The organism is Paenibacillus sp. FSL H7-0703 (assembly GCF_038003485.1).
GTDB lineage: Bacteria > Bacillota > Bacilli > Paenibacillales > Paenibacillaceae > Paenibacillus > Paenibacillus polymyxa_B.
Genome location: NZ_JBBOPF010000001.1, coordinates 5,153,910 through 5,175,103, shown reverse-complemented (window position 1 = coordinate 5,175,103; position 21,194 = coordinate 5,153,910). Strand labels below are relative to the sequence as shown.

Sequence of the window (21,194 nt, the reverse complement as noted above, 5' to 3'; positions counted from 1 at the left end):
AGGGGCTGGCCAATGCCGCCCCTTGATTTATTCTATTTCATTTGAAGCATGTTATAAATCATCTCTGCCGCTTCCGCACGTGTGACCTCCTGCTTGGCACGGAAGCTACCATCTGGATATCCTTGTACTAAATTAATCTCGGTTAGGCCAAGTACATCCTTTCTGGCCCACTCTACAATTTGAGAGGAATCTGAGTATGCACTGCTTTCTTGCTGTGGTGTAGCCTTAATAATGTTATTCACCATTTTAGCCGCTTGCTCACGGTTAATGACCCGATCTGGGCCAAATTCTCTACTACTAAACCCGCGAGCGACCTGATCTTTAATCGCCGTTTTGAGCAGATCAACGTACCACGCCGATGGACTGATATCCTCGAAGCCTAAAGTCACATCCGTTTCAAGTGGTAATTTCAAGGAACGGACAAGCATCGAAGTAAACTCCATACGCGTCACAGGTCTGTTCGGCTCAAATAGCATGTGAGTTGTTCCCTTTACTACACCCAAATCGGCAAGCACATTTATTTTTTCTTTATTAAATACCCGTTCAATGTCGCTAAAATGATTTGGCTTCTTCTCAACGGTTGAATCTTGAATATACTCTGTTTCTAACGATTCCTTTACAACAGGCTGAATCGGTTTTACACTCTCCGCCCCTCCTGCTCCACCACCTGCGTCCGCAGTATTACCCGTTGTTTTTCCATTCGCTTGTTTTGCCTCTGTGCGTTTTCCTTGACTATTTTCTGCCCATAGTTGAACTTTATACAATCGCTTCTCTTTAAGTTGTCTCCAGATATAGCTTCGATCCTTACCACGATATAGCTCTGTTCCTCCTTCACTAGCGAGAACGAAAATATCATTTTTATGTTCTGACTCCCAATGGATGATAAACTCACTATTCGTTGTTTCCGTCTTCAAAAACGCAAACGCTGGAGACGGCAGCGTCTCGACCTGATCTTCTGTCTGCTTACCTTCACCACTTGTGTTCAATGGCTTGACGGTAATACGATACAATGTAGAACTATCTAATCCATCTACTTTAAATTCATGGGAGGTCGTATGACCGATAAGCCCCCCGTTTTGGTAGACATTGTAAGCATCTGCACCCGGAGCTTCTTTCCACGTAACAAGCAAATCGGTATCCGTTACGCTTTTCATAACCAATCTACTATCCGGTATTTGACCTGGCAACGTACGATGCGTAAAGGGAGCTAGATTACCTCTCCCCGTTGTATTCATGGCCTGTATACCAAACGAGTAAATTACACCAGGCTGGATATTTGAAAGCTTAATATGGGCATCTCTGGTGTCAAAAACTTCCCCCGTATCTCTGCGGATTACAGTGTATTGAAAAGCGCTCTTGATTTCATCCCAGCTCAGCAAAATCTGGCCATCCTCAAGTTCTGTAACATTAACATTTTGTGCTTGAGGAGGAAGTGTCAGCAGCTTACCCAACGCTGGCTGGCTGAAACCACTACTGTTCCCACTGCTCACTTGAAAATCATAGTTTTTCCCACCTGTTAAACCAGATACAACTACATGTGGTTCCGTACTATAATAATCTTGACCGTCGATCGTTACCTTATATTGAGTTGCCCCATCAACCGGGGCCCATATCAATGTGGCATCGTGCTCACGAACATCTTCAGCTGCAAGTTGCACAGCCGAATCAGGTAGTGTTAATGCGTTGATAGATGTATCTTTACCTGTACCACTTCGATTGTAGGCTCGTATTTTAATATTGGCAGATCTACCCGCAGGCAAGCCCTCAAAAGTATAAGAATGGATACCACGCGCAACCCGCACCTTCGGTTCATCGTTAACATTCAAGATGTATCCTTCAGCCCCCTGCACATCCTGCCACGCAACACCGATAGCATACACATCCTTCGTCACACTCGATATTGTAGTTACTCGATCAGGTAAAGTGATGACTCCCAGATGAGCATAGTCTCCGAATCCTGTTGCATTTGCAGCGGAAACGTTATAACCATACTCTGTTCCCGCCTGAAGATCACTATCGGTGAATTCTGTATACACATCGTTATAAACCGATACTTTGTCACGTTCTAGGGCGTAGTAGGTGGCAGTGATTACAGAATTCCACTTCAAGTCGATTCCATCTTCTCTTACAGTTACATTCCGGAATCCGTTCGGGCTGTCTGGTAGACTTAGAAAAGATACATGCTTTTCTGTACCCTCTCCAGTGTCATTAATAGCTGATACAGAAACATCGTAATATTTACCAGGCTTCATTCCCGTAATTGGATTATACACATCCTGTGTAACCGTATCCTTAAATATGATTTCTCCCGTACTTACGTCTGCTGCTGTAATGTTATATTTGTTAGCTGAGAAAACTGGCGTAAAATCAGCCATGATTTCTGTAGAATGACGAGAGACAGGTTGTAACTGGATATGATCAGGAGCATCAGGTAACGTTAATACATGGACTCGATTGGAATATGCATTGCCTCCTACATGGTTACTGGAACGCACTTCATATTCGTATTGCCGTCCTCCTTGTAGCCCCCTAACTGTAAAAGAATTTGTTGGATGCGTAACATCCCAAACCTCATTAGTTGTTAGATTTCGGACTGTATAAACGTAACCATCATCAAGGCCCGACGGGAGAGTCCACTGCAAATCAGCTTCCGTATTTCGTACGGATGTCGCAGAGAGCACAACCGGTTGGGGCTGCTTTTGAATGCACAGAGCACTGCTAACTGTTTCATAAATATTACCCACCCTGTCTTTGACCTTGGCATGAACATACCATTCACCTTCATTTGAAAGATCCATCTGGAGTGTTGTATCGGCTGCAGTATCCCAGTTTTCAGGTGAATCAGGGCTGTTCGTGATTTTATACTGCATTGTCGACGACTCAATCCCCGAATGCTGATCGGCATATCGTATCCTCACATGAATAGGGGTATCTTTCCATTCACGCGAATCCGGCGTCAGTTGGATCGTCGGTGGTTCCAAATCAATATAAGACATTACGGATACTGGATCACTTCGATTCCCAGCTGCATCTACAGCTTGGGCAGTCACTTTTATGATACCCGAATCCTTTAATATTCCCAACGAACCAGGCACATAGGTGCCAGAACCCAATTGATATTCATAATGTACTGCTGTAGTATCCGTCGCACCCGATAGAGCAAACTCCACTGGCTTATTGGTATATCGAGTAGGTGTCGTCACCTCGGAAAACGTAACTTTTGGAGGCGTTGGCTTGGTTCGATCAATCATAACCGATTGAGTCACGATTGGACTAGACACGTCGAGATTATTGATCGTCCGTGCTGCTAATTCGTAAGTCCCTTCTGCGTTTAATGTAAAAGTGCCATTGTATGTCCGCCACTCCCCTAATGGACCCAAGCGATACTGTGTCATCTTAATTCCATTTGTAGAGTCACTTCCTGAATCAATAGCTATATTTACATGACGGATCGTTGGCCCTTTCTCGCTAGCCCGAATGGCAGGAGCAGTTGGTCCCTTTTTATCAATCGTGATTTCTTTGCTTACTTCTTGGCTCACATTACCTACGCTGTCAATGGAGCGTGCATAAACCGTGCTTTTACCATCTTTATTCACATGAAACACTCCATCGTAGTCCTGCCAATCTTGATTCACAACGCCCGTCAAACGAAATTGAGTATGGGCTAGTCCAGAATAATCGTCTGTTCCCGGTTGTAATGAAATGGTATAGTCATTACTGTTTCCCGTTGCGTTTAGGATGGGTGGAGTGGGTGGCATCTTGTCTATTCGGACATTCCCGGAAGAAAGACCACTATACTGGTTATTTACGTCCACCGTTCGGGCATAGATCGTATTTACACCATGGTCATAGACAGTGAAAGGCCCGGTGTATTGCTGAAATGCTCCTCCATTCAGGCTATATTCATAGTATTTTAGTCCTTCAGGAGCCACGTCTCCATTTATCCACACGGTTACGGGTTCTTTGGTCCATCCTGTGATCGCTTGTCCCTCTGTGCCTGCATGAATCTGCGGTGGTTTAGGCATTAAGTCCGATTTGGGAATAACACGGATTCCAAACTTGGATACTTCATTGCTTGTCTGTTGGTTAGTTCCCATCGCTCTGAAATATCGAACATCCCTTAATGTAATAGAGTCGGTGATATCTAACCATTTTCCCTGATAATATCTATCCGCATAGAATTTCGTTACATTAGTCCATGTATATAAGTTTGTTCCATTAGGCCTCCAACTGTCGCCTGCTGCGTTATTAGATGCATATATATCAGTATGATAAGACCCTTCAATGTAAACAAAAATCCTGTAATCCGAAGTCTTAATGGATCTTCCAATATCAATAAAACGATTTGTCGGCTGCGTAATACCATCACATTTATACCCGGCCGAACCCATGCCAGTATATACTTCCGTTGCTCCTACCCCATTTCCTGACCAAGAACCCCAACTATCGCCTCCACCCGGCAAATTGTTTTGGCAAAAAGGGCCCCCCATGATCTCCTGAGCAGCAGCTGATACCCTTTCCGGAAATATGGGAATCATCGTTAATAGTAGGAATACAGCCAAAAATCCATATACCCACTTCCTTACCTTTCGCTTATTTTTTCGATACATACACTTCTCCTTACTTTATTTTATTTTCAAAGAGTTTTACAAACTCGCTTCGGGTAAATAGAAAAAGCACCTCAAACGAAGGCGTTAATGCCTAGGTTTGAGGTGCTTCCTCTATATCACGAGTATGTTTTGAAGCTATTATACTTCGTTCCAAGCAGGATGTAAACAGAACTGACAAATTATTTGAAGATATTAATGAATCTGAACGCCCAAGTTCCGAAAAAATCCTCGCATATTCTGCATGTAAGAATCCTGAGTAGCGGAAGATTCCTTAAGAAGATTTTGCATACTGTTCATAAAAGCAGAAGCTGATGTCGTATCCGCTTTGTCAAACCGATTGTTTAGCGGTGTGTTATTGAGCAACTCTGCGTTCTGTCCCGTACGTTCCTTGTATTTCTCAATCCAATCGGGATGTTGAGGAACCTTTTGCGCAAAATTTAACAGTTGGCTCAGCCCATTTCCTCCACCTTTAATATCATTCATGTACGCAGTATATTTTTGAGGATCAACCTGCTTCATCACTTCCGACAGCTTGACATAATCCTCAGGAGCACCTGACGGACGATCTATTGGAGTCGTGTAGCTAATATCTCCGGTCTCTGGATCAGTGGATCGTGTCAAAGCAATACTAGCAATCTGGTTCATGGTTTCCAGAAACTCTTTGGCCTTGTCGCCTTCCATGTAATGATCGGCAATATACTTGGATTGAGTAACTCCCATCTCCAGCAGCACAGCTCGTTGACTCTCATCCGTTACTGTTCCGTCGACGATAAAATTAGATTCAATCATACTGTACACTGCATTAGACACTTCTTCTGGCTGACCTTCCAAAACCCGGTTTAATGAATCATTGATCTGTGTTGTACCGAAATACTTGGCAGCCTGTGATACAATAGCTCCTTCCGCCAACTGTCTACCGGCTTCACTAATCTCCACGGAGTCTTGAACTACCACTCTGGAGACCTGTTCTTCATGAAGCTGGGGTGGTGGAGCTTGCTTGCTTGTCGGATTGATCCGTAAGCTACTTGCATTAAGAATCGCTTGTTGTGCTCTAAGAGGTCCAAAATTCATTCTATTTCCTCCTGTCATGTTTGTAACAGGCAATCTAAGGCGTATGTATAGTGTAATGTGACCCTGTTTCTATATATATCGGACAAAGCATATATGGAATGAACATATGCTTTGTCCTAAAATTGAACAAATATTGAAACGAACTACTTTTGTTTCAGATATAAAATATTCAAGCAACAAGTTACCTTAAGTGTTAGCTTAATAACCCGTCCATCAGCCGCCATAAATACTATAGGCAAAGTGATATACAATATCTGTGTCTATAATCGAAGTACCTGACACCTGAACGGCTACCCCTGATAGATCATAGTAGTGTGTAAAACTGATGGCTCCAGACAGGTATTCCGCTATACTTCCAGTGGAAGATGGCAGGGAAAGAGTCACACTAAAGGCTCCATTCTGGTCCGTATAAGCTGTGCCTGTACGAGTACGATTTCCGCTGCTTTCAGTCCAGTTCTGATTCAACCAAGTCACATCAACAGGCGCATTTGCCACTGGATAACCATCAGTTGTCTTAACTACCCCCTTCACGGTAAGGTTGCTGCGTTGATTAACCCGATAATGACGACCATATGAGTAGTTCGGATAATCATTAGGACCATTAACAGAATCATAGCCGGTAATTTCAATTTTGCCAGCCCGAAGCACTGGCTTCAGTGTAAGTGTGTATAAATGATTGGGTGAATACTGATTGGTTGTGTACACTCGCACATAGTAGGTTCCTGTATTTAAGCTGACATTATGGTTCGTTTGCGGCAAAAGCGCCATTTGGTTTCCTGTAAGAGCTCCGTAGACTTCCGCTTTGTAGCCATAACCGTCCGAAACACTATCAAGCTTTACGTTCAAAGCATCATAATTGCGGCTGGCAGGGATCGTAACTTGGTACCAGTCATTATCAATGCCTGAATGAATGGAGCGTGAATTAAGCGATGAACCGCCCGTACTAAAGGTAAAGTTATAGGCATGGAAAGCACTCTCATCTGGTTCATATGCATCGTAGCTGGAGCTTGTATCGACCGTTAGATAGAAAGGATCATTGATGCTGGAACCCTTTTTGGCATGAACAGCAATCGCATATGCCTTTTCATATCCGGTAGCGTTACGGGTTCCTACGTTCTCAGGAAGTGAGGCAGCCCCCTGTTCATAATTGTTAAAATAAGTACCATAGGTGGATGCGTCAATGGCATTAGGATTAATGTCACCTGTCGTCATATCAAACTCATATAAGTATAAGTCATAGTCAAGCTGGGCTGAAAATGGACCATCCAACTGGGACTGCAACAATTCACCAGGCTGCAAATAGATCGGATATAAAAATTGTGTGCCTCCCTCTTGCGTAATCGTACCGGAATACGTAGCAGAGGAAACTGTGGCTGATGCAGCCATTGGGTTTGCCTTCAGCGAAGAAATGGGTTCCCTTTTCAATGATGTTGTCTCTGGTGTCTTGAAGTTGAGATTTTCTTGCATGACATAAACCGAAGACGTAACGTTGTCTGGCTTGTCTGCTCGCGTTAAACGCTTAATCACGTCTTCATTTCCAGTTGTTAGCTGAATATCGGATTCCACTTTAATCGCTTGATCCGATGTAGCCTCCGTACTTTCACTCGCATTCGCAGTCATTCCGAAAGCAAACAGGAGCATCATGCTTAACATCACTGCAATAGCCTTTTTGAACCTCTTCATACTGAAATCCCCTCTCAAATGGTTTAAGGAATTCCCGCTATCCCCGGATAAACCAGGGCGATTTCTAGGCTGTATGGCTCTATCATAATACATTATTGGTTCAAATGGAATATACTTCTTAAAACATTCTTATTTGTAATTCCATGTGAATAGGTTTAGGTTAATCAACTTAATTTTGACACTATTTTACCATAAAAATCCTACCATTCTCTTATTTATACGATATAATCAAATAATATGGATAGTTCTTTAAGACTATTAAATAAATCGAATTACCCATAACATACATAAAAAAGGGGAATACAGATGAAAAAACTTAGCGTGTTTATGTTAGTATTATGTTGCTTCTCCATTTTGGCAGCCTGCTCTACCGATCCGATAAAAAAAGATTTAATCACGTATGTAAATGATGGAATGCTTCCTTTGGCACAAGATGAAAAAGCAGTTACTGATAAGTATGAAGCTGTGACTGGAGATAACTTTACAGATGATGTTACACTATATAATGCTTTAAAAGACGATATCATCCCGGAATACACCAAATTTGTTGATAAGTTAGAAGCTGTAAAGACGGAAACTCCTGAGGTAAGAGCCGTCCACGAAACCTACATCAAGGCCGCTAGTACTCAAAAGGAAGCCTTCATTAAGATGCTCGATGCATTGGATAAACAGGATCTGAACTTAATCAATGAAAGTAACACTAAGCTCAGCGAAGGTAGAAAGCTATTCAGAGATTTTGGTGAACAGGTCAACACACTTGCCAAAGAGCATGATGTGGAGATGAATAAGAAATAAATATTAAAACTCCCTTGATGGGAGTTTTTTTATATACTTATGAATATTCGAAGCAAATTACCGCTTTACTTAATTCTTGGTCGTAAAATAAATAGACGGTATCCGCCCCACATGCTTGAAAATAATATCCGGTAATGGAACCGATATAGGTAAAAGTCTCACCATTGGGACGCTTAGGCACATGAAGCAAATTGGTTTGCTCGAACTGGAGCATCTCTTCCAGAGATTCGTCATATTCCTTCATGTAACTTTGAGCCTTGTCAGACTGAAAAGCGATATCCTCCAAAATACCGTTAACTTCTGGGAAACTCAGTCCCCAACCACTGGATTGCTTTTCCTCAAAATCACGGGTGAGCTCTTCCACAGTCTTTTTGGCCTCCCCAAAGGAGGAATATGGATAAATTTTATTGTTTTCCAGGAAAAATGCTTTGCGAGCTTGGTAGTCTTGTTCATTAGCCATGTACACCTGTTCCAGTCCGTCCAACGCCATGACTTCTCTCTTCATACGTAGGTACGCTTTATCCCCGGTAGACTTTAGCGCTTCATAGGTAGCTTCCAATTGCTCTTTCTGATGAAGACTAAAATAATTCCAGTCTGTTTCGAATTTGTATTTGCCGTCAATTACATGGAAACCCAGCATATCTTCCTTGGTATATGAGGTATGAAATTGCTGAGTATTTTCACCCACACAGCCTTCGTATATTTCTTTTACGGAAACAAAATGCAGCCACTCGTCCTGCTCCGGGAATAAAAACTGAAGATTAATTGAGCAAATCGGCAGAAAGTGCTTGCGATGATGTTCAAGATCGCTGGCAAATACGTCCTCGTATGCTGGAAAACGTTTGATGAATCTCTCAGGTATGTTCATGGTAGTCCCCCTATATTGTATGGTTTTCCGGCAGTCTTCTGATCTGAAACGTTCCTTCAATGGAAATCACGCTGTAGAGTTCATCAAATCCTTCTTCGTAGCTTGGAACCTCTAGTTTACTCATTACACTTTTAATACCGATCTCAGGAATATACTCTTTTTCTGTACGCTGCTCATTACGCTTAATAGATTCTGCAAAATCGGGCTCAAAATAGTAGCCAATAATTTTAAATCCCTTATTTTTACAAGCATCTATATATTTCTTCCGTTCTATAACAGTGGCATTTGTATTGTCTACAACAAAGCGCTGCATGGTTTCAATGGAGGCTTGTAGATAAATATTTTCCCTATTCCGTGTTTTAAGCATATCAAGGTTTATTCGCATATGTGTTTTGAAGAAATGTTCTTTATAAAATGTCGACTTGCCCGAAGCCTGAATTCCTATAAAAATGACACACTCCAAATCTACACATCCTTGTCCAAGTATACATATTGGTTAATATAATCTCTATTCTGTGAAAAAATCGGTGTCTCATGATCAACATCCCACTTGCTTCTGACGGCTTCGCCTTTGTTGTACTGTTGTTTGGTAATGCAAATTCCCCGCTTTTGCCAGACCGGAAGTTCGTTCCAGTTTATCCCTTTTTCCACAAAAAGCTTGTCTTGGAGCTGATTTCCGTTCAATCCTTCTAATTCTGAATGCCTGAAATGGGCTTGAGCTACCATAGAAATGCTATTTTTAGTAGCATCTTGTTGTCTCCATAGAAAGTAGTTTGTAACCTCATCCTGGGGCAAGACCCATGCTCTCGCATCAAAAGTGGCTAAAGGCTGACCTGGGTAAACCTTTTGGATTTCCTCATTAAATTTGGCTGTAGCCAGAGAAGCAGATATGGACACCATCTTTTGAAGATTATTTTCAAACCAGGATTGCGTCGTTAATTTGTCATAATTCGTAAGAAGCAGTGAAATTTCATCGCTCTGATGATACACCAGTTTACATCCCATAATATTATAGGCCAAATATTTACACGTCTCCCATAATGTAAAAATTAGTTTCTCATCAAAAGGTTTCGTCATCCCACGTGTAAAGGTATGAAAATGCGCACCATCAATTCTGATAATTACGGGTAAACGGCGTGGTAGGCTTAATCTATAGGCATTTTCATATTCCTTCATCCTATTTCCAAAATCATTTTTTTTCATAAAATATGTAGGTTCCTTTCCTGACCAGTGATTTGCGCATAGAGTACAACAATGTCTATCTTCCCCAATAGGCGTATATAAGAATTGTAACAAATTGGATTATGCAACGCTAGGAATTAAGCAAAACAAAAAAATCTTAGCAGATGGGCTTGCAGATTCTTTGGTTTTTTGGTATCTATTCCCCAAATGTTAGGCTATAATAATTTCAGATTTTACTTTATTCCGATATGAAAAGGATGATATATTTGAGCCAAATTCCATCCATTCCGCGCCCGTTAGTCAGGGCTAATCAATGGGTAATTGTTTTATCTGTAGTTTTTACTTGGATTACAGGGGGATATGGGGTGCTAGTTATTCCTCTTATCGCGGGGTTGCTCGGCGTCCTTTTTAACTTCAATCCAGTAATGCGGATAGCCAAGCTTTTCTTGAAGAAAAGCCCCTCCTCATATGTGCAGGAGGACCGAGAACAGCAAAGGTTTAATCAGCTTCTTGCCGTCTTTTTTCTGCTGGTCGCTTGGATAGGATTTATGCTCCAGTGGAGTATTGTCGCTTATGTATTTTCGGCCATGGTCCTGGTGGCGGCCTTGGTGGCTATCCTTGGTTTTTGCATAGGATGTTTTGTTCTCTACCAATGGTCCCAATATCAATATCGAAGAAGAAAAAACGTGTAAACAGAAAAACTATCTATTCATTCCATTTCAATTAGGACATCGTTAATTAAATCGAGGGTGTAGCCGAACTCTCCAACAATATGGATGCTATATCGGTTCCGCCTTCTTTTTATTTTGCGGTAATGTTATCTTCAAATACAAAAACGGAGATGGCTATATCTTCCTCCACTTTAATATCTGAAAAGAGGTGCAGCAGCCGGGAACCCATGTAATCCTCCAGTTCTTTATTGAAGTGTGTAGGATATATTTTTTGAACCATTTTGGTTCGAGCTGCATGTACCATCTCTTTCCCGGATTCTTCTTGTGCCAGAAACTTTTCGGATGGGGTTAAATTTCCATACAGCATTGTGATGGCCATATTATCTACAAAGGTTGTATGTATGCGCTCCGGGCCTTTCCCAAACAGCTCTTTACGTACTTTTCGAATAATTTCGTTAAAACCCGTTTCCCTTCTCATATCGCACCGCTCTCCTAAAATCTACTAAAATCCCTATTACTATATCCATCATAACCGATTCCTCTCCTATAAAACAGAGACTAGCGAAAGTGATTTTTGGAACATGATTTTATCTAAAATTATAAGCGTTCATTAATTTTGAGTAACATTTCCTCTAAAATTTTCTTCTCCTCTTCAGTCAGGGCTTGAACAATTTCGTCCTCCACCTTTTGAAAAGAGTCGCTAAAAGCTTCAATCAATTCAATGGCTTTTGGTAAAACATAAATATTTTTTTGCCGCTCATTATTGGCCGGGATTTTGCGCTCGATGAATCCTTTTTGCTCAAGACCTTGAAGTATGCTTGTAATGCTGGCTCCGCGCAGATGAAACCGATCGGCCAGATCCTTCTGAATTAAATTATTTTCTTGATTCTCGTAGATATATCTAATCATTTTTCCTTGTTGAGCATTTAATCCCAACTCTTTTATGCTCTCGTCCGCTCTTTTCTTTAACTTAAGACCGATAATCTGAAACAAATCCAGATAAACCGTATCCTTTTGGGTTTTCATAATCGTACCTCCTCAAATTATTAGAAGTCTAATTGTCAGTAAATAAACTATATAAATCTCTAAACTGTTTGTCAAACGAAAATTAGTTTATTGACAGTTACAAAACTAATAGTTAGAATTCTAAGTGTTTAAAACTGACCACTAAGGAGGAACGACATGAAGAATGTAACTCAAAGCAGCTCTACAGTAGAAAAAGTTACAGCGATTACGAATGTACGTATTTTCGATGGAGAAAAAGTTATTGAGCCCAGAAATGTTGTCATCCAGGGGGAAACCATTATTTCGGTAGGCGGAGACCTTCCGACACATGCAACGATCATCGATGGGGAAAATGCGACATTATTGCCTGGCCTGATTGATGCGCATGTCCACACTTCAATCGGTGGGTTACGAGATGCTTTAAAATTCGGCGTCACGACAGAACTCGAAATGAACGGCAGTTTTACAGAAAGAGGGCGCAAGATCCAGTTGAAAAACGTGAATGACGCCGCCGAAGTCCGTTCCGCCGGCACAGCGATCACTGCTCCAGGTGGTCATCCGGATGAATTATTGCAGGATGAGGATGAAATTCCTGAGTTCGTATTAAAGGAATTGGAGAAGTTACCCAAGGAAGACCGGGAAGCTATGCTAGCCGCCTACGCTCACGATCACGAAAAAGTGCCCCAAGTGACGACAGTGGAAGAAGCGATCAAACATGTGCATACCCAAGTGGAGAGTGGCGCCGACTTTATTAAAATCATGATTGAAGAGGGGACGGTCTTGGGTGCCCCTGGACTGCCTATTTTAAGCGACGAGATTTTAAAAGCAGCCGTGGCAGAAGCCCATAAGCTCGATAAAATAGTCATAGCTCACGTCTTGACGGCTCACTCTTCGCAAACCGCCATCGATATGGGAGTCGACGGATTGGGTCACTTATTTCTCGACAGGCCCGAATACACATCTGAGTTGGTGAAATCCATAGCGGATTCAGACGCATTTGTTATACCGTGCTTGGTATTGAACTCATCCATTCTGGGGAATCCGGCATCAGAATTGGCGAATGATCCACGTGTTTATTCCAAATTAAGTCCGGAATGGATCGATATTTTGAACTCAAGCTTCCATACTTTCCCGCAAGGCATTTTGGAGAATAGCTTTAAAAATGTGATGGATCTTCACCGTGCCGGTGTGGATATTCTGGTCGGGACGGATGTCGCCCCCGTTCCTGTTCCCAATCTTGGCGGCCTCGCTCATGGAGCCAGCGTTCATCATGAAATGCAATTACTGGTTGAGGCCGGATTTACTCCCATAGAAGCGCTTCAGTCGGCTACCGCGAAACCGGCCCGTTGCTTTGGGCTTAACGATCGCGGCTGTATTGCCGAAGGTTCGCTTGCTGATCTTATACTAGTAAACGGTGATCCGACAACCAACATCTCGGATACTTTGTCGATCAAATCCGTATGGTTAAAAGGTGTGCAACAACTATGTTAATCGGAGCCTATCGAACAGGAACAACTTTCTAATCTCATTTGTATGACTTCCATTTTTACTTTCCGAGGATAGCTTAATCTTGTTGCCAACGCAAAAACACCTTCAAGGTTATCCCCATATCTTACGACATGGGGTTTCACTTTGAAGGTGTTTTAATTGCAAGGAACATTGTAAAAATGTACAAACAGTGACCCCAAATACTTTCGCCATGCACTGTTTGTCATAAAATATAGGACTTACTCGTAAGCACCGATGTTCACAGCGGCTCCCTGTACTCTTGGCTTCCCGTCGATATCCAGTGTTCCAATGATGGCACGTTCCGTGTTCCCGGCATCGATCGCAGGTGACGAAGACTGCAAATGGAAGTCGCTGTTCGCGGCATTCACGAATTTAGGATCGGCAAATAGAGAATGCGTATCGTTGCCGGTCCCCGATTTGTACGTGGAGAAACCTGTATATTCTTTATTTCTCCAGATCCAGTTGGCTTCCGAGCTGCCGCTCGGAGCAAAATATAAATTATAATCCACAACATTGCCGGAATTTTTGGTGTATCCATTGGAGATCAGCATATCCGTGGAGCTGGCCACGAAAATATTGTTTTTGATCACGTTGTTTCGCGTATCATATTGAACCAAAAGCTGACCGCTTCCGTCGTCAAACGTATCGTTCTTGTATAGTGTATTGTTCACGATCTTGCAGTTTACCGTGGAGCCACGCTCCTCATTGTAACCGCCCATGGCAATGCCGGTCAGTCGGTTGTTATATATCACGTTGCTGCGGACCGTAATATTACTGGTTGCTTTACCGGCGTGCTCAGAGGCAATTTCGACGCCGATATCGTTGTTGTAGCTGTAGTTCTGCTCAATAATGCTGTCCTTGCCTCCATCTACATAAATGCCGCCTGCCGAGTTGTCATCGCTCTTGTAAGATGGGTTATTTTGAACTGAATTATTATACACCCGATTGCCCTTCACCAACCCGTTCCGCGCCTGATCGTAAGCGGTATTCGGCGCAGTTCCCTCAAAGCCGATCAAATCAATCCCGATGTTGTCATTATCGTGAATGAGGTTGTTGGTCGCCACAAAGCCATCCACGTTGCCGTTTAAAACGAGCGATTCGCTGGAGCCCAGCACGAGATTGTACAGCTCATTGCCGCTGATCGTAAGGTCGTGAATCGAAGCCGGAGCTTTCGTGCCGTAAACAGCGATACCATGAGCATCCCGACCCAGCCGATCTTTGCCGGTCGGGGTGACCGTGTTTTTGATGTCATGGATTTTGTTGTTGGACAGATTAATGAAGCCGCCCGAACCGTGGACATAAATTCCTACAGGCACCACGTTCTTGGAAGCAGTGGTAAAATTGCGGATTTCAAACCCCTGAACAGTAACGTAATTGACATCGGACAGTTCGATCAGCCCTTCGTTCCCGCTGACCGAAAGTCCGCTGCCATCAATAATGGCGGTCTCTGTCCCATAGTTGGTGAACACAATGGGACCCTGCGAAGCGGAGCCAGAGCGGGTAATCTTTAATTTCTGCTTGTACACGCCGCCTCGGACGTAAACCGTGCTGCCCGCAGGAGCCACGTCGGCCGCGTGCTGCAACGTCTTCCACGGCGCGTCGCTCGTTCCTGCGTTGGAGTCGCTGCCGCTCGTGGCCACATAATATTCTGTACCGGCCGCGGAAGCGGCGGGAGGTTGCACATTTCCGGCCACCAGACCAAGTCCGAAAGCCATGGCTAAGCCTACCAGAAACATTTGCCCGAATTTCTTCATGTTCCTCATCCCCCTTTGTTTTCCTTGTAAATTGTACCATAATTCCACTAAATCTGTTCTATGGCATCGGCCATTAGTGCAACCTGATCCGCGATATCAAGGACCGGGAGGTCACCGTAATCGCTGTCGAAAGAAACAAGAAACCCTGCGTTTTAGTAATCGCAGGGTTTCTTGGTGATCTAAGCTGCTCTATAACGTTGCCGTAGCTGCCCTATCGGCAGACTGTGCATGTTCTTACTCCAGACGGACTACTCCTTTACCAGTCGATTAGAAAGCATCAACATGATAAAAGAGAATAAAATGATGACGGCTACCCAGCTCCAGGAGAGTGTCATATTTCCGACCTCGGACGCAGTGTAAATTGCTGTAGGCAGAGTTTGGGTCTGTTCAGGAATATTACCTGCAAGCATCAACGTAGCGCCAAATTCCCCTAACCCTCGGGCAAATCCGAGAATATATCCTGAAATGAGCGGTCGATAGGCAAGGGGCATCGTAATGTGGCGAAACACTTGCCATTCGTTGGCACCTTGCGCACGTGCAGCCTGCTCTACCTCCGGGTCTACAGCTTCAAATCCTGCTTTAATCGTACGGTAAGCCAGTGGAAAAGCAACAACTACGGCCGCCACCACTGCAGCTCCCCACGTAAATACAATCGTCTGCTCGAACAGGCTTTCGAAGGCTGTGCCGATCCAGCTTTTCCTTCCCAGCAAGATGAGCAAAATAAAGCCGACAACAGTGGGAGGCAAAACGAGCGGAAGAAGTAGGACGGTCTCGATCACGCTGGTTCCCCTCCGCGGCGTGCAGTTCGCCATCATTCGCGCTACCACAGTAGCTAATAAAAAGACGATGATGCTGGCGACGACAGCGACTTTAACAGATACGATAACCGGAGGAAGAAAAGCTGACCAATCCAACGGGACCCCCTCCTTTAGCTGTGAATTCTATTTTCCCGTCATTTCTGTAGGGGCTGAAAATCCATCTTTACTGAACACACTCATTGCTTCATCTGTCCGTAGAAAATCAAGAAACTCGCCTGCTTTCTGGCTATGTTTGGTTGCTTTTACAATGCCTTCAGGATACAGGATGGGTGCATGCAATTCCTCGGGCACTTCCAGTGCTATGACCGTTTTATCGGATGATTTGGCATCCGTTAGATAGACGAGTCCTGCATCGGCGTTGCCTGTTTCAACATAATTTAATACCTGTCTTACGTCCTTGGCGAATACCATCTTAGGTTCCAGCTTGTCCCATAGTCCAGCCTTCGTTAACGATTCTTTGGAATACTGTCCGGCGGGAACGGTAGTAGGCTCCCCAACAGCCACTTTCAGGAAAGAAGGACCCATCAGGTCATTGAGCGTAATGCTTTTGTTATCTGTGCTTTTCGCCTTATCTTGCGGAATAACCACAACCAGTTTATTTTGAAGCAGCACGTTATCCTTTTCCACCAATGAAGCATCGGTTAATGCCTTCATTTGCTTCATGCCTGCCGAAATAAATACGTCAGCGGGTGCGCCTTGCTCAATTTGTTTTTGTAATGTACCGGATGAAGCGTAGTTAAAGGTAAGTTTGATATCTGGGTGCTGTTTCTCATACTGGCCTTTGAGCGTATTCAGACTATCTTGAAGACTTGCAGCGGCAGATACAACTAGTTCTGTCTTGGGTGCGGACTGTGCCGATTGTACAGCAGCCGGAGACGAGCAGCCCGCCAGAACCCATGCCAACAATCCAACGAACGTGAATATGTACCCAAATTTCTTTTTCAACTTGTTTTTCCCCTATCCTATAAATTCCAAAATGAGATGACGAAATGTGATAGCGAAAATAAGGAAACATTGTACATCTCATAACGGGTCGAATCTATTGGGTCAACCCAAATATTTGTGATAAATCGATCTCGCCTCGGCGATGTCCTTCGTGCCATGAATTAAGACGCGTCCATCCTGAAAAAGAACGATTCGATGCGTTCCGATAACAACGGATACCAGGTATGGATTATGCTCCACCTTGCCCCCCTGACGGGATAACAAACGTGCCGCTTCATTCAGATCACGTACAGTACCCGGGGCAGGGCGGATTTGAACCGTATCTCGTCCGCACAAGACAGCCGTTTTAGCCTGATGCTCCGATTGTAAAAAAGGATACACTGGGTGCTCACCACACGTTGGGCAATCGGCTTTCTTCATGGCGCTGATTTGAATCGCCTGATGCTGATTGTTCCACAGATCGAAAGAAATCAGCTTATTTTGCAAAGCCGAATCGTCCCCGGTGAGCAGCTTCAATGCTTCGGCGCTTTGATAAGCGGCCACCATCTGTACAGCCGGGCTAATCACACCGACCGTATCACAGGTTGCACCGCCAAGCGGTACGGTCCCGAGTAGGCAATGCAAGCACGGTGTCTGTCCTGGCACGATGGTAAAGGTTGTCCCGTAGCTGCCTACACACGCTCCATAAATCCAGGGAATTCGGTGCTTGACCGCATAATCGTTCATAAGCAGACGTGTATCGAAATTATCGGTGGCATCTACGATAAGATCCACCCCTGCTGCGATATCGTCGATTTCCTCCAGCGAGACGTCCCGGACTAGCGCACGAATGTCCACGTCCGAATTGATTTGCTGCAATCGCTTCTGCGCGGCCACTGCCTTGGGGATCTGACCACGGGCATCCGCTTCGTCATAGAGCTGTTGGCGCTGCAAATTGCTCCAATCTACATAATCACGGTCTACCAACGTCAGCCGTCCGATGCCCGCTCGCACCAGCATGTCAGCATTGGCAGTGCCCAGTGCGCCGGCCCCCACCATCAGCACGTGCTTACTACGGATATTTTGCTGGCCTGTCGGTCCAATTTTCGAGAATAATTCCTGTCTAGAATAACGGGCATGAGACGCATGCGCATGTGCTTGTGCATCAACTTCTATTTTCTGATTTTTGTCCATTTCTGACATCGTTGATTTACGCCTCCATACTTATCCATTGATAGCTACAAGTTGATCAGACAAGCTAAAAGTTCAAATGTCCTCGCCCTTATGCGAAAGCTTTGGAGTATTTTGAGGGTTCCAGCCACCCAGCTGATGCCCCTTCCATTCTGAGCCGTCCTCCCACACTTCCTTTTTCCAAATCGGTACGATTTGCTTTAACCGTTCAATGGCATGGCGGCTGGCTTCGTAGCAAGTATCGCGGTGTGCAGCAGAGACAGCAATCACCACACTCGTCTCTCCAATTCTTACCGTACCAAGCCGATGTGTAATCGCAGTACGTGTAGAAGGCCAACGCTCTGCAATTTCGTCACCAATCTGCTTCATTGTGTTCATGGCCATCGGGACATACGCCTCATATTCAAGCAGCACCGTTCGTTGACCTTGCGTAAATTCCCGAGTCGTACCATTGAAGGTCAGCGAAGCGCCATGAGAAGGGTCGAGCACCTTTGAGGTTACTTCATCGGCATCAATCGGGTCGTACGTAATGGCAAATAAGCCACATTTTGAAACGACCGTCTCCATCCCGGGTGCTGACTGATGAAGAGCAATTGTATCTGATGGAAGCACAAGTTCATCTGGAGAAGCCAACTTTTTATGATGGGTAAAAAAAGAACCTGGCAGTTGTGAAGTTACTTCCGGGTATAGCTCATTCAGCCTTTTTCGAATGTCTGCAATGGTCACCGCTTCCTGTGAAAGTTCTACCGTGATCACATCACCAAGTTGCTCCGCCATACCTGCGAATAGCTGAATACGGTATTGCATATGATCTGCCCCCTTGCACCTATTCTATCGAAATTCATTTATTCTATTAATAGAATTTACCCTCCTGAAACCGGAGGAATAATCGCAATCTCATCATGGATACTTACGAGGTCCTCAGGAGCGGCGTAGGCTTGATTTCTGGCAACAAAAGAACCTTGCAACTGGGCTGCTGCTTCAGGGAAACATTCGGATAGCAAGTCTTTTAACGCGGCAACGCTCATCGTTTCTTGATCAGTAGGCACCGTGATTATAGGCCCTCCCATTTGTTCCGCAAGTCCGGCAAATACTTGAATATGATAGTTCATTTAACATCCCCTCCTTTTCAGTACAGTGATTGTCCACCACATATGTACCAAGAAAAACCAACATGAATGAATCCCCCGAAAGGTTTTATTCCATGCTGGTTAACTATGACGGTGTACAATGAGGATTTGTATATTATATTTTAGATTCAACCAGTTCATCAATCCGCTCGGTATGCGTATATACATTCAGAGAATGACTGCGTATAAAGCCGACGGTTGTAATTCCCAGATCCTCAGCCAACTCAAGTGCAAGCTCTGTGGGAGCTGACTTGGACAACACAACTTCACAGCCAATCTTCGCAACCTTCAACAAAATTTCAGACGAAATGCGTCCGCTGAATACTATGATTTTATCTTGTAATACAATATCATGTTTTAGGCAATGCCCATAGATTTTATCCAGCGCATTGTGTCGGCCGATATCTATTCTGGACAGGATCATCCCGTCTTTATCGCACAACGCTGCATTATGAACACCACCGGTCTCTTGGAACGTAAGTGCCGAGCTTTGCATTAAATTCATCAAGCGGAAACAATCGTCAAAAGACAGCGTAACATGGGTGTCATTCATTCTTTTTGCCACTTTGGCATCATTCATAAAATAAAAGCCCTGTCTACTTTTTCCGCAGCAGGAGGTAATGTACCGTTTGGAATGAAAGTTTTGATAAAACTCATTCATTCGACGGGTTTTAATATGAACAAAACCTTCTTTTTCCTGAACCCAAATATCTTCAATATCATCGTACCGTTGAATGACGCCTTCAGAGGCCAAAAAACCTACTGCCATATCCTCCACATACTCTGGTGTACAAACCATGGTAGCAAATTCCTGCTGATTTATTTTGATGGTCACCGGATGCTCCGTCACCACAGTGTCTTCAAAACGCTTGATCTGACCGTCACGATAACGTAGAATCTCACGTTTTACCTCAGCTGGCTTTTCCATGTGCTCCACTCCCTTGTTTCTGACAGGCGGGCTCTTTGGCTCACCCGCCGATGTGTGACATTTCAATTTTAGACGTTGCTTGCTGTGTATGATTCAGTCGTTCCTCTGAATAGCGGTCGGTACGTTCTCTCCAAACACGCTCAATGTAAGCTTTAATCTCGTCATCGGACTGTTCGGAACGCAGCATCGCGCGAAGCTTGTACCCTTGAGAGGCAAACAGGCACGTGTACAAGGAGCCTTCAGCAGAAATTCTCGCTCGTGTACATGTGGAGCAGAAGGCGTCCGTAACAGACGAAATAATGCCGATTTCCCCTTCTCTGTCCTGATACCTGTAGCGCGTCGCCACCTCACCTTTGTACTGGGGTGGAACAGGCTCTAACGGCATATGCTCATGAATGGCTTCGATGATCTGCTGCTTGGAAACGACCTGATCCAATTTCCAGCCATTGGTGTTGCCTACATCCATAAACTCAACAAAACGTAAAATATGCTTTTTCTTTTGGAAATAGTCAGCCATGGGAACAATATCCTGGTCGTTAAAGCCCTTTTGCACGACCATATTTATTTTCACCTGCATCCCTGCTTGAGCGGCAGCCTCAATACCATCCAGCACCGCCTTTACACTGCTTCTGCCCCCGTTCATTTGGCGGAACCGATCATCATCGAGCGAATCCAGACTAACCGTCACTCTTTTCAGTCCCGCCTCTCGCAGTGCTACAGCATATTTAGGCAAAAATACGCCGTTTGTCGTCATTGCAATATCTTCAACGCCATCGAGTTGAGTTAACGAATGAATAAGCAAGGACAAATTTTTCCTCAGCAACGGCTCACCACCAGTAATACGCAACTTCGTAACGCCCAGCGAGACAAAAATACGGGAAAGGCGCGTAATTTCCTCAAAGGTCAATATTTTTTCTTTTGGCAAAAACGGATAGTCATGGCCAAATATTTCTTCCGGCATACAATATCGGCACCGAAAATTACATCGGTCTATGACGGATATTCTTAAGTCCCGTAACGGACGATTCCATTGATCGTCGCTCCGGTTTGCCATC

Annotated in this window: 19 protein-coding genes; 3 read left to right on the top strand and 16 right to left on the bottom strand. The window is 44.1% G+C overall.

What is annotated here, in order from left to right:
* Positions 1 to 32: 32 nt before the first annotated feature.
* The 3 genes from MHB46_RS23300 to MHB46_RS23290 all read right to left on the bottom strand — a co-directional run bounded on the left by MHB46_RS23300 (position 33) and on the right by MHB46_RS23290 (position 7,364).
* A complete protein-coding gene (locus tag MHB46_RS23300) occupies positions 33 to 4,610 on the bottom strand; it encodes a fibronectin type III domain-containing protein (RefSeq protein ID WP_341163578.1) in 4,578 nt (1,525 codons plus the stop codon).
* 192 nt (positions 4,611 to 4,802) lie between these two features.
* The gene (locus tag MHB46_RS23295) at positions 4,803 to 5,681 is read right to left on the bottom strand and encodes a hypothetical protein (protein WP_341163577.1); all 879 of its coding nucleotides are present in this window, start codon (positions 5,679 to 5,681) and stop codon (positions 4,803 to 4,805) included.
* 213 nt (positions 5,682 to 5,894) lie between these two features.
* A complete protein-coding gene (locus MHB46_RS23290) occupies positions 5,895 to 7,364 on the bottom strand; it encodes a hypothetical protein (RefSeq protein WP_023989556.1) in 1,470 nt (489 codons plus the stop codon).
* A 306-nt stretch (positions 7,365 to 7,670) separates the two neighbouring features.
* Between MHB46_RS23290 and MHB46_RS23285 the strand changes: the two genes are divergently transcribed.
* Positions 7,671 to 8,159, top strand: a complete 489-nt coding sequence (locus MHB46_RS23285) for a hypothetical protein (RefSeq protein WP_322174667.1) — start codon at positions 7,671 to 7,673, stop codon at positions 8,157 to 8,159.
* A gap of 37 nt (positions 8,160 to 8,196) precedes the next feature.
* Here MHB46_RS23285 and MHB46_RS23280 read toward each other — a convergent pair whose 3' ends face one another.
* The 3 genes from MHB46_RS23280 to MHB46_RS23270 are packed head-to-tail and all read right to left on the bottom strand — an operon-like array spanning position 8,197 to position 10,230.
* Positions 8,197 to 9,027: a siderophore biosynthesis protein gene (locus tag MHB46_RS23280; protein ID WP_341163576.1), complete on the bottom strand. Its 831-nt coding sequence runs from the start codon at positions 9,025 to 9,027 to the stop codon at positions 8,197 to 8,199.
* A 10-nt stretch (positions 9,028 to 9,037) separates the two neighbouring features.
* Positions 9,038 to 9,490 carry an ATP-binding protein gene (locus tag MHB46_RS23275; protein WP_165178505.1) on the bottom strand — a complete coding sequence of 151 codons (453 nt, stop codon included), beginning with the start codon at positions 9,488 to 9,490 and terminating at the stop codon, positions 9,038 to 9,040.
* 2 nt (positions 9,491 to 9,492) lie between these two features.
* Positions 9,493 to 10,230, bottom strand: a complete 738-nt coding sequence (locus MHB46_RS23270; protein WP_165178506.1) for a tRNA(His) guanylyltransferase Thg1 family protein — start codon at positions 10,228 to 10,230, stop codon at positions 9,493 to 9,495.
* 236 nt (positions 10,231 to 10,466) lie between these two features.
* Between MHB46_RS23270 and MHB46_RS23265 the strand changes: the two genes are divergently transcribed.
* A complete protein-coding gene (locus tag MHB46_RS23265) occupies positions 10,467 to 10,901 on the top strand; it encodes a DUF4395 domain-containing protein (protein ID WP_445667600.1) in 435 nt (144 codons plus the stop codon).
* A 109-nt stretch (positions 10,902 to 11,010) separates the two neighbouring features.
* On the opposite strand, the gene MHB46_RS23260 is transcribed toward MHB46_RS23265, so the two are convergent.
* The gene (locus tag MHB46_RS23260) at positions 11,011 to 11,358 is read right to left on the bottom strand and encodes a DUF2294 domain-containing protein (RefSeq protein WP_134903409.1); all 348 of its coding nucleotides are present in this window, start codon (positions 11,356 to 11,358) and stop codon (positions 11,011 to 11,013) included.
* 119 nt (positions 11,359 to 11,477) lie between these two features.
* A complete protein-coding gene (locus tag MHB46_RS23255) occupies positions 11,478 to 11,906 on the bottom strand; it encodes a MarR family winged helix-turn-helix transcriptional regulator (RefSeq protein ID WP_165178509.1) in 429 nt (142 codons plus the stop codon).
* A 156-nt stretch (positions 11,907 to 12,062) separates the two neighbouring features.
* Here MHB46_RS23255 and MHB46_RS23250 point away from each other — a divergent pair, with 156 nt between their 5' ends.
* Positions 12,063 to 13,376: an amidohydrolase family protein gene (locus tag MHB46_RS23250; protein WP_341163574.1), complete on the top strand. Its 1,314-nt coding sequence runs from the start codon at positions 12,063 to 12,065 to the stop codon at positions 13,374 to 13,376.
* Between the two features lie 236 nt (positions 13,377 to 13,612).
* Here the strand turns inward: MHB46_RS23250 and MHB46_RS23245 are convergent, their stop codons facing one another.
* From MHB46_RS23245 to moaA, 8 genes are all read right to left on the bottom strand, one after another.
* Entirely contained in the window at positions 13,613 to 15,148 is a 1,536-nt protein-coding gene (locus tag MHB46_RS23245) for a choice-of-anchor Q domain-containing protein (protein WP_341163573.1), read from the bottom strand.
* A 248-nt stretch (positions 15,149 to 15,396) separates the two neighbouring features.
* Entirely contained in the window at positions 15,397 to 16,062 is a 666-nt protein-coding gene (gene modB / locus MHB46_RS23240; RefSeq protein ID WP_341163572.1) for a molybdate ABC transporter permease subunit, read from the bottom strand.
* 27 nt (positions 16,063 to 16,089) lie between these two features.
* A complete protein-coding gene (gene modA, locus MHB46_RS23235) occupies positions 16,090 to 16,911 on the bottom strand; it encodes a molybdate ABC transporter substrate-binding protein (RefSeq protein ID WP_341163571.1) in 822 nt (273 codons plus the stop codon).
* A gap of 102 nt (positions 16,912 to 17,013) precedes the next feature.
* Entirely contained in the window at positions 17,014 to 18,093 is a 1,080-nt protein-coding gene (locus MHB46_RS23230; RefSeq protein ID WP_341163570.1) for a thiazole biosynthesis adenylyltransferase ThiF, read from the bottom strand.
* A 63-nt stretch (positions 18,094 to 18,156) separates the two neighbouring features.
* Positions 18,157 to 18,888 carry a molybdenum cofactor biosynthesis protein gene (locus MHB46_RS23225; RefSeq protein ID WP_341163569.1) on the bottom strand — a complete coding sequence of 244 codons (732 nt, stop codon included), beginning with the start codon at positions 18,886 to 18,888 and terminating at the stop codon, positions 18,157 to 18,159.
* A 56-nt stretch (positions 18,889 to 18,944) separates the two neighbouring features.
* The gene (locus tag MHB46_RS23220; protein ID WP_061829719.1) at positions 18,945 to 19,193 is read right to left on the bottom strand and encodes a MoaD/ThiS family protein; all 249 of its coding nucleotides are present in this window, start codon (positions 19,191 to 19,193) and stop codon (positions 18,945 to 18,947) included.
* A 133-nt stretch (positions 19,194 to 19,326) separates the two neighbouring features.
* Positions 19,327 to 20,139, bottom strand: coding sequence for a formate dehydrogenase accessory sulfurtransferase FdhD (gene fdhD / locus MHB46_RS23215; protein ID WP_165178516.1), 813 nt, complete (start codon positions 20,137 to 20,139; stop codon positions 19,327 to 19,329).
* A gap of 40 nt (positions 20,140 to 20,179) precedes the next feature.
* Positions 20,180 to 21,193: a GTP 3',8-cyclase MoaA gene (gene moaA, locus MHB46_RS23210; RefSeq protein WP_165178517.1), complete on the bottom strand. Its 1,014-nt coding sequence runs from the start codon at positions 21,191 to 21,193 to the stop codon at positions 20,180 to 20,182.
* Position 21,194: the final 1 nt, after the last annotated feature.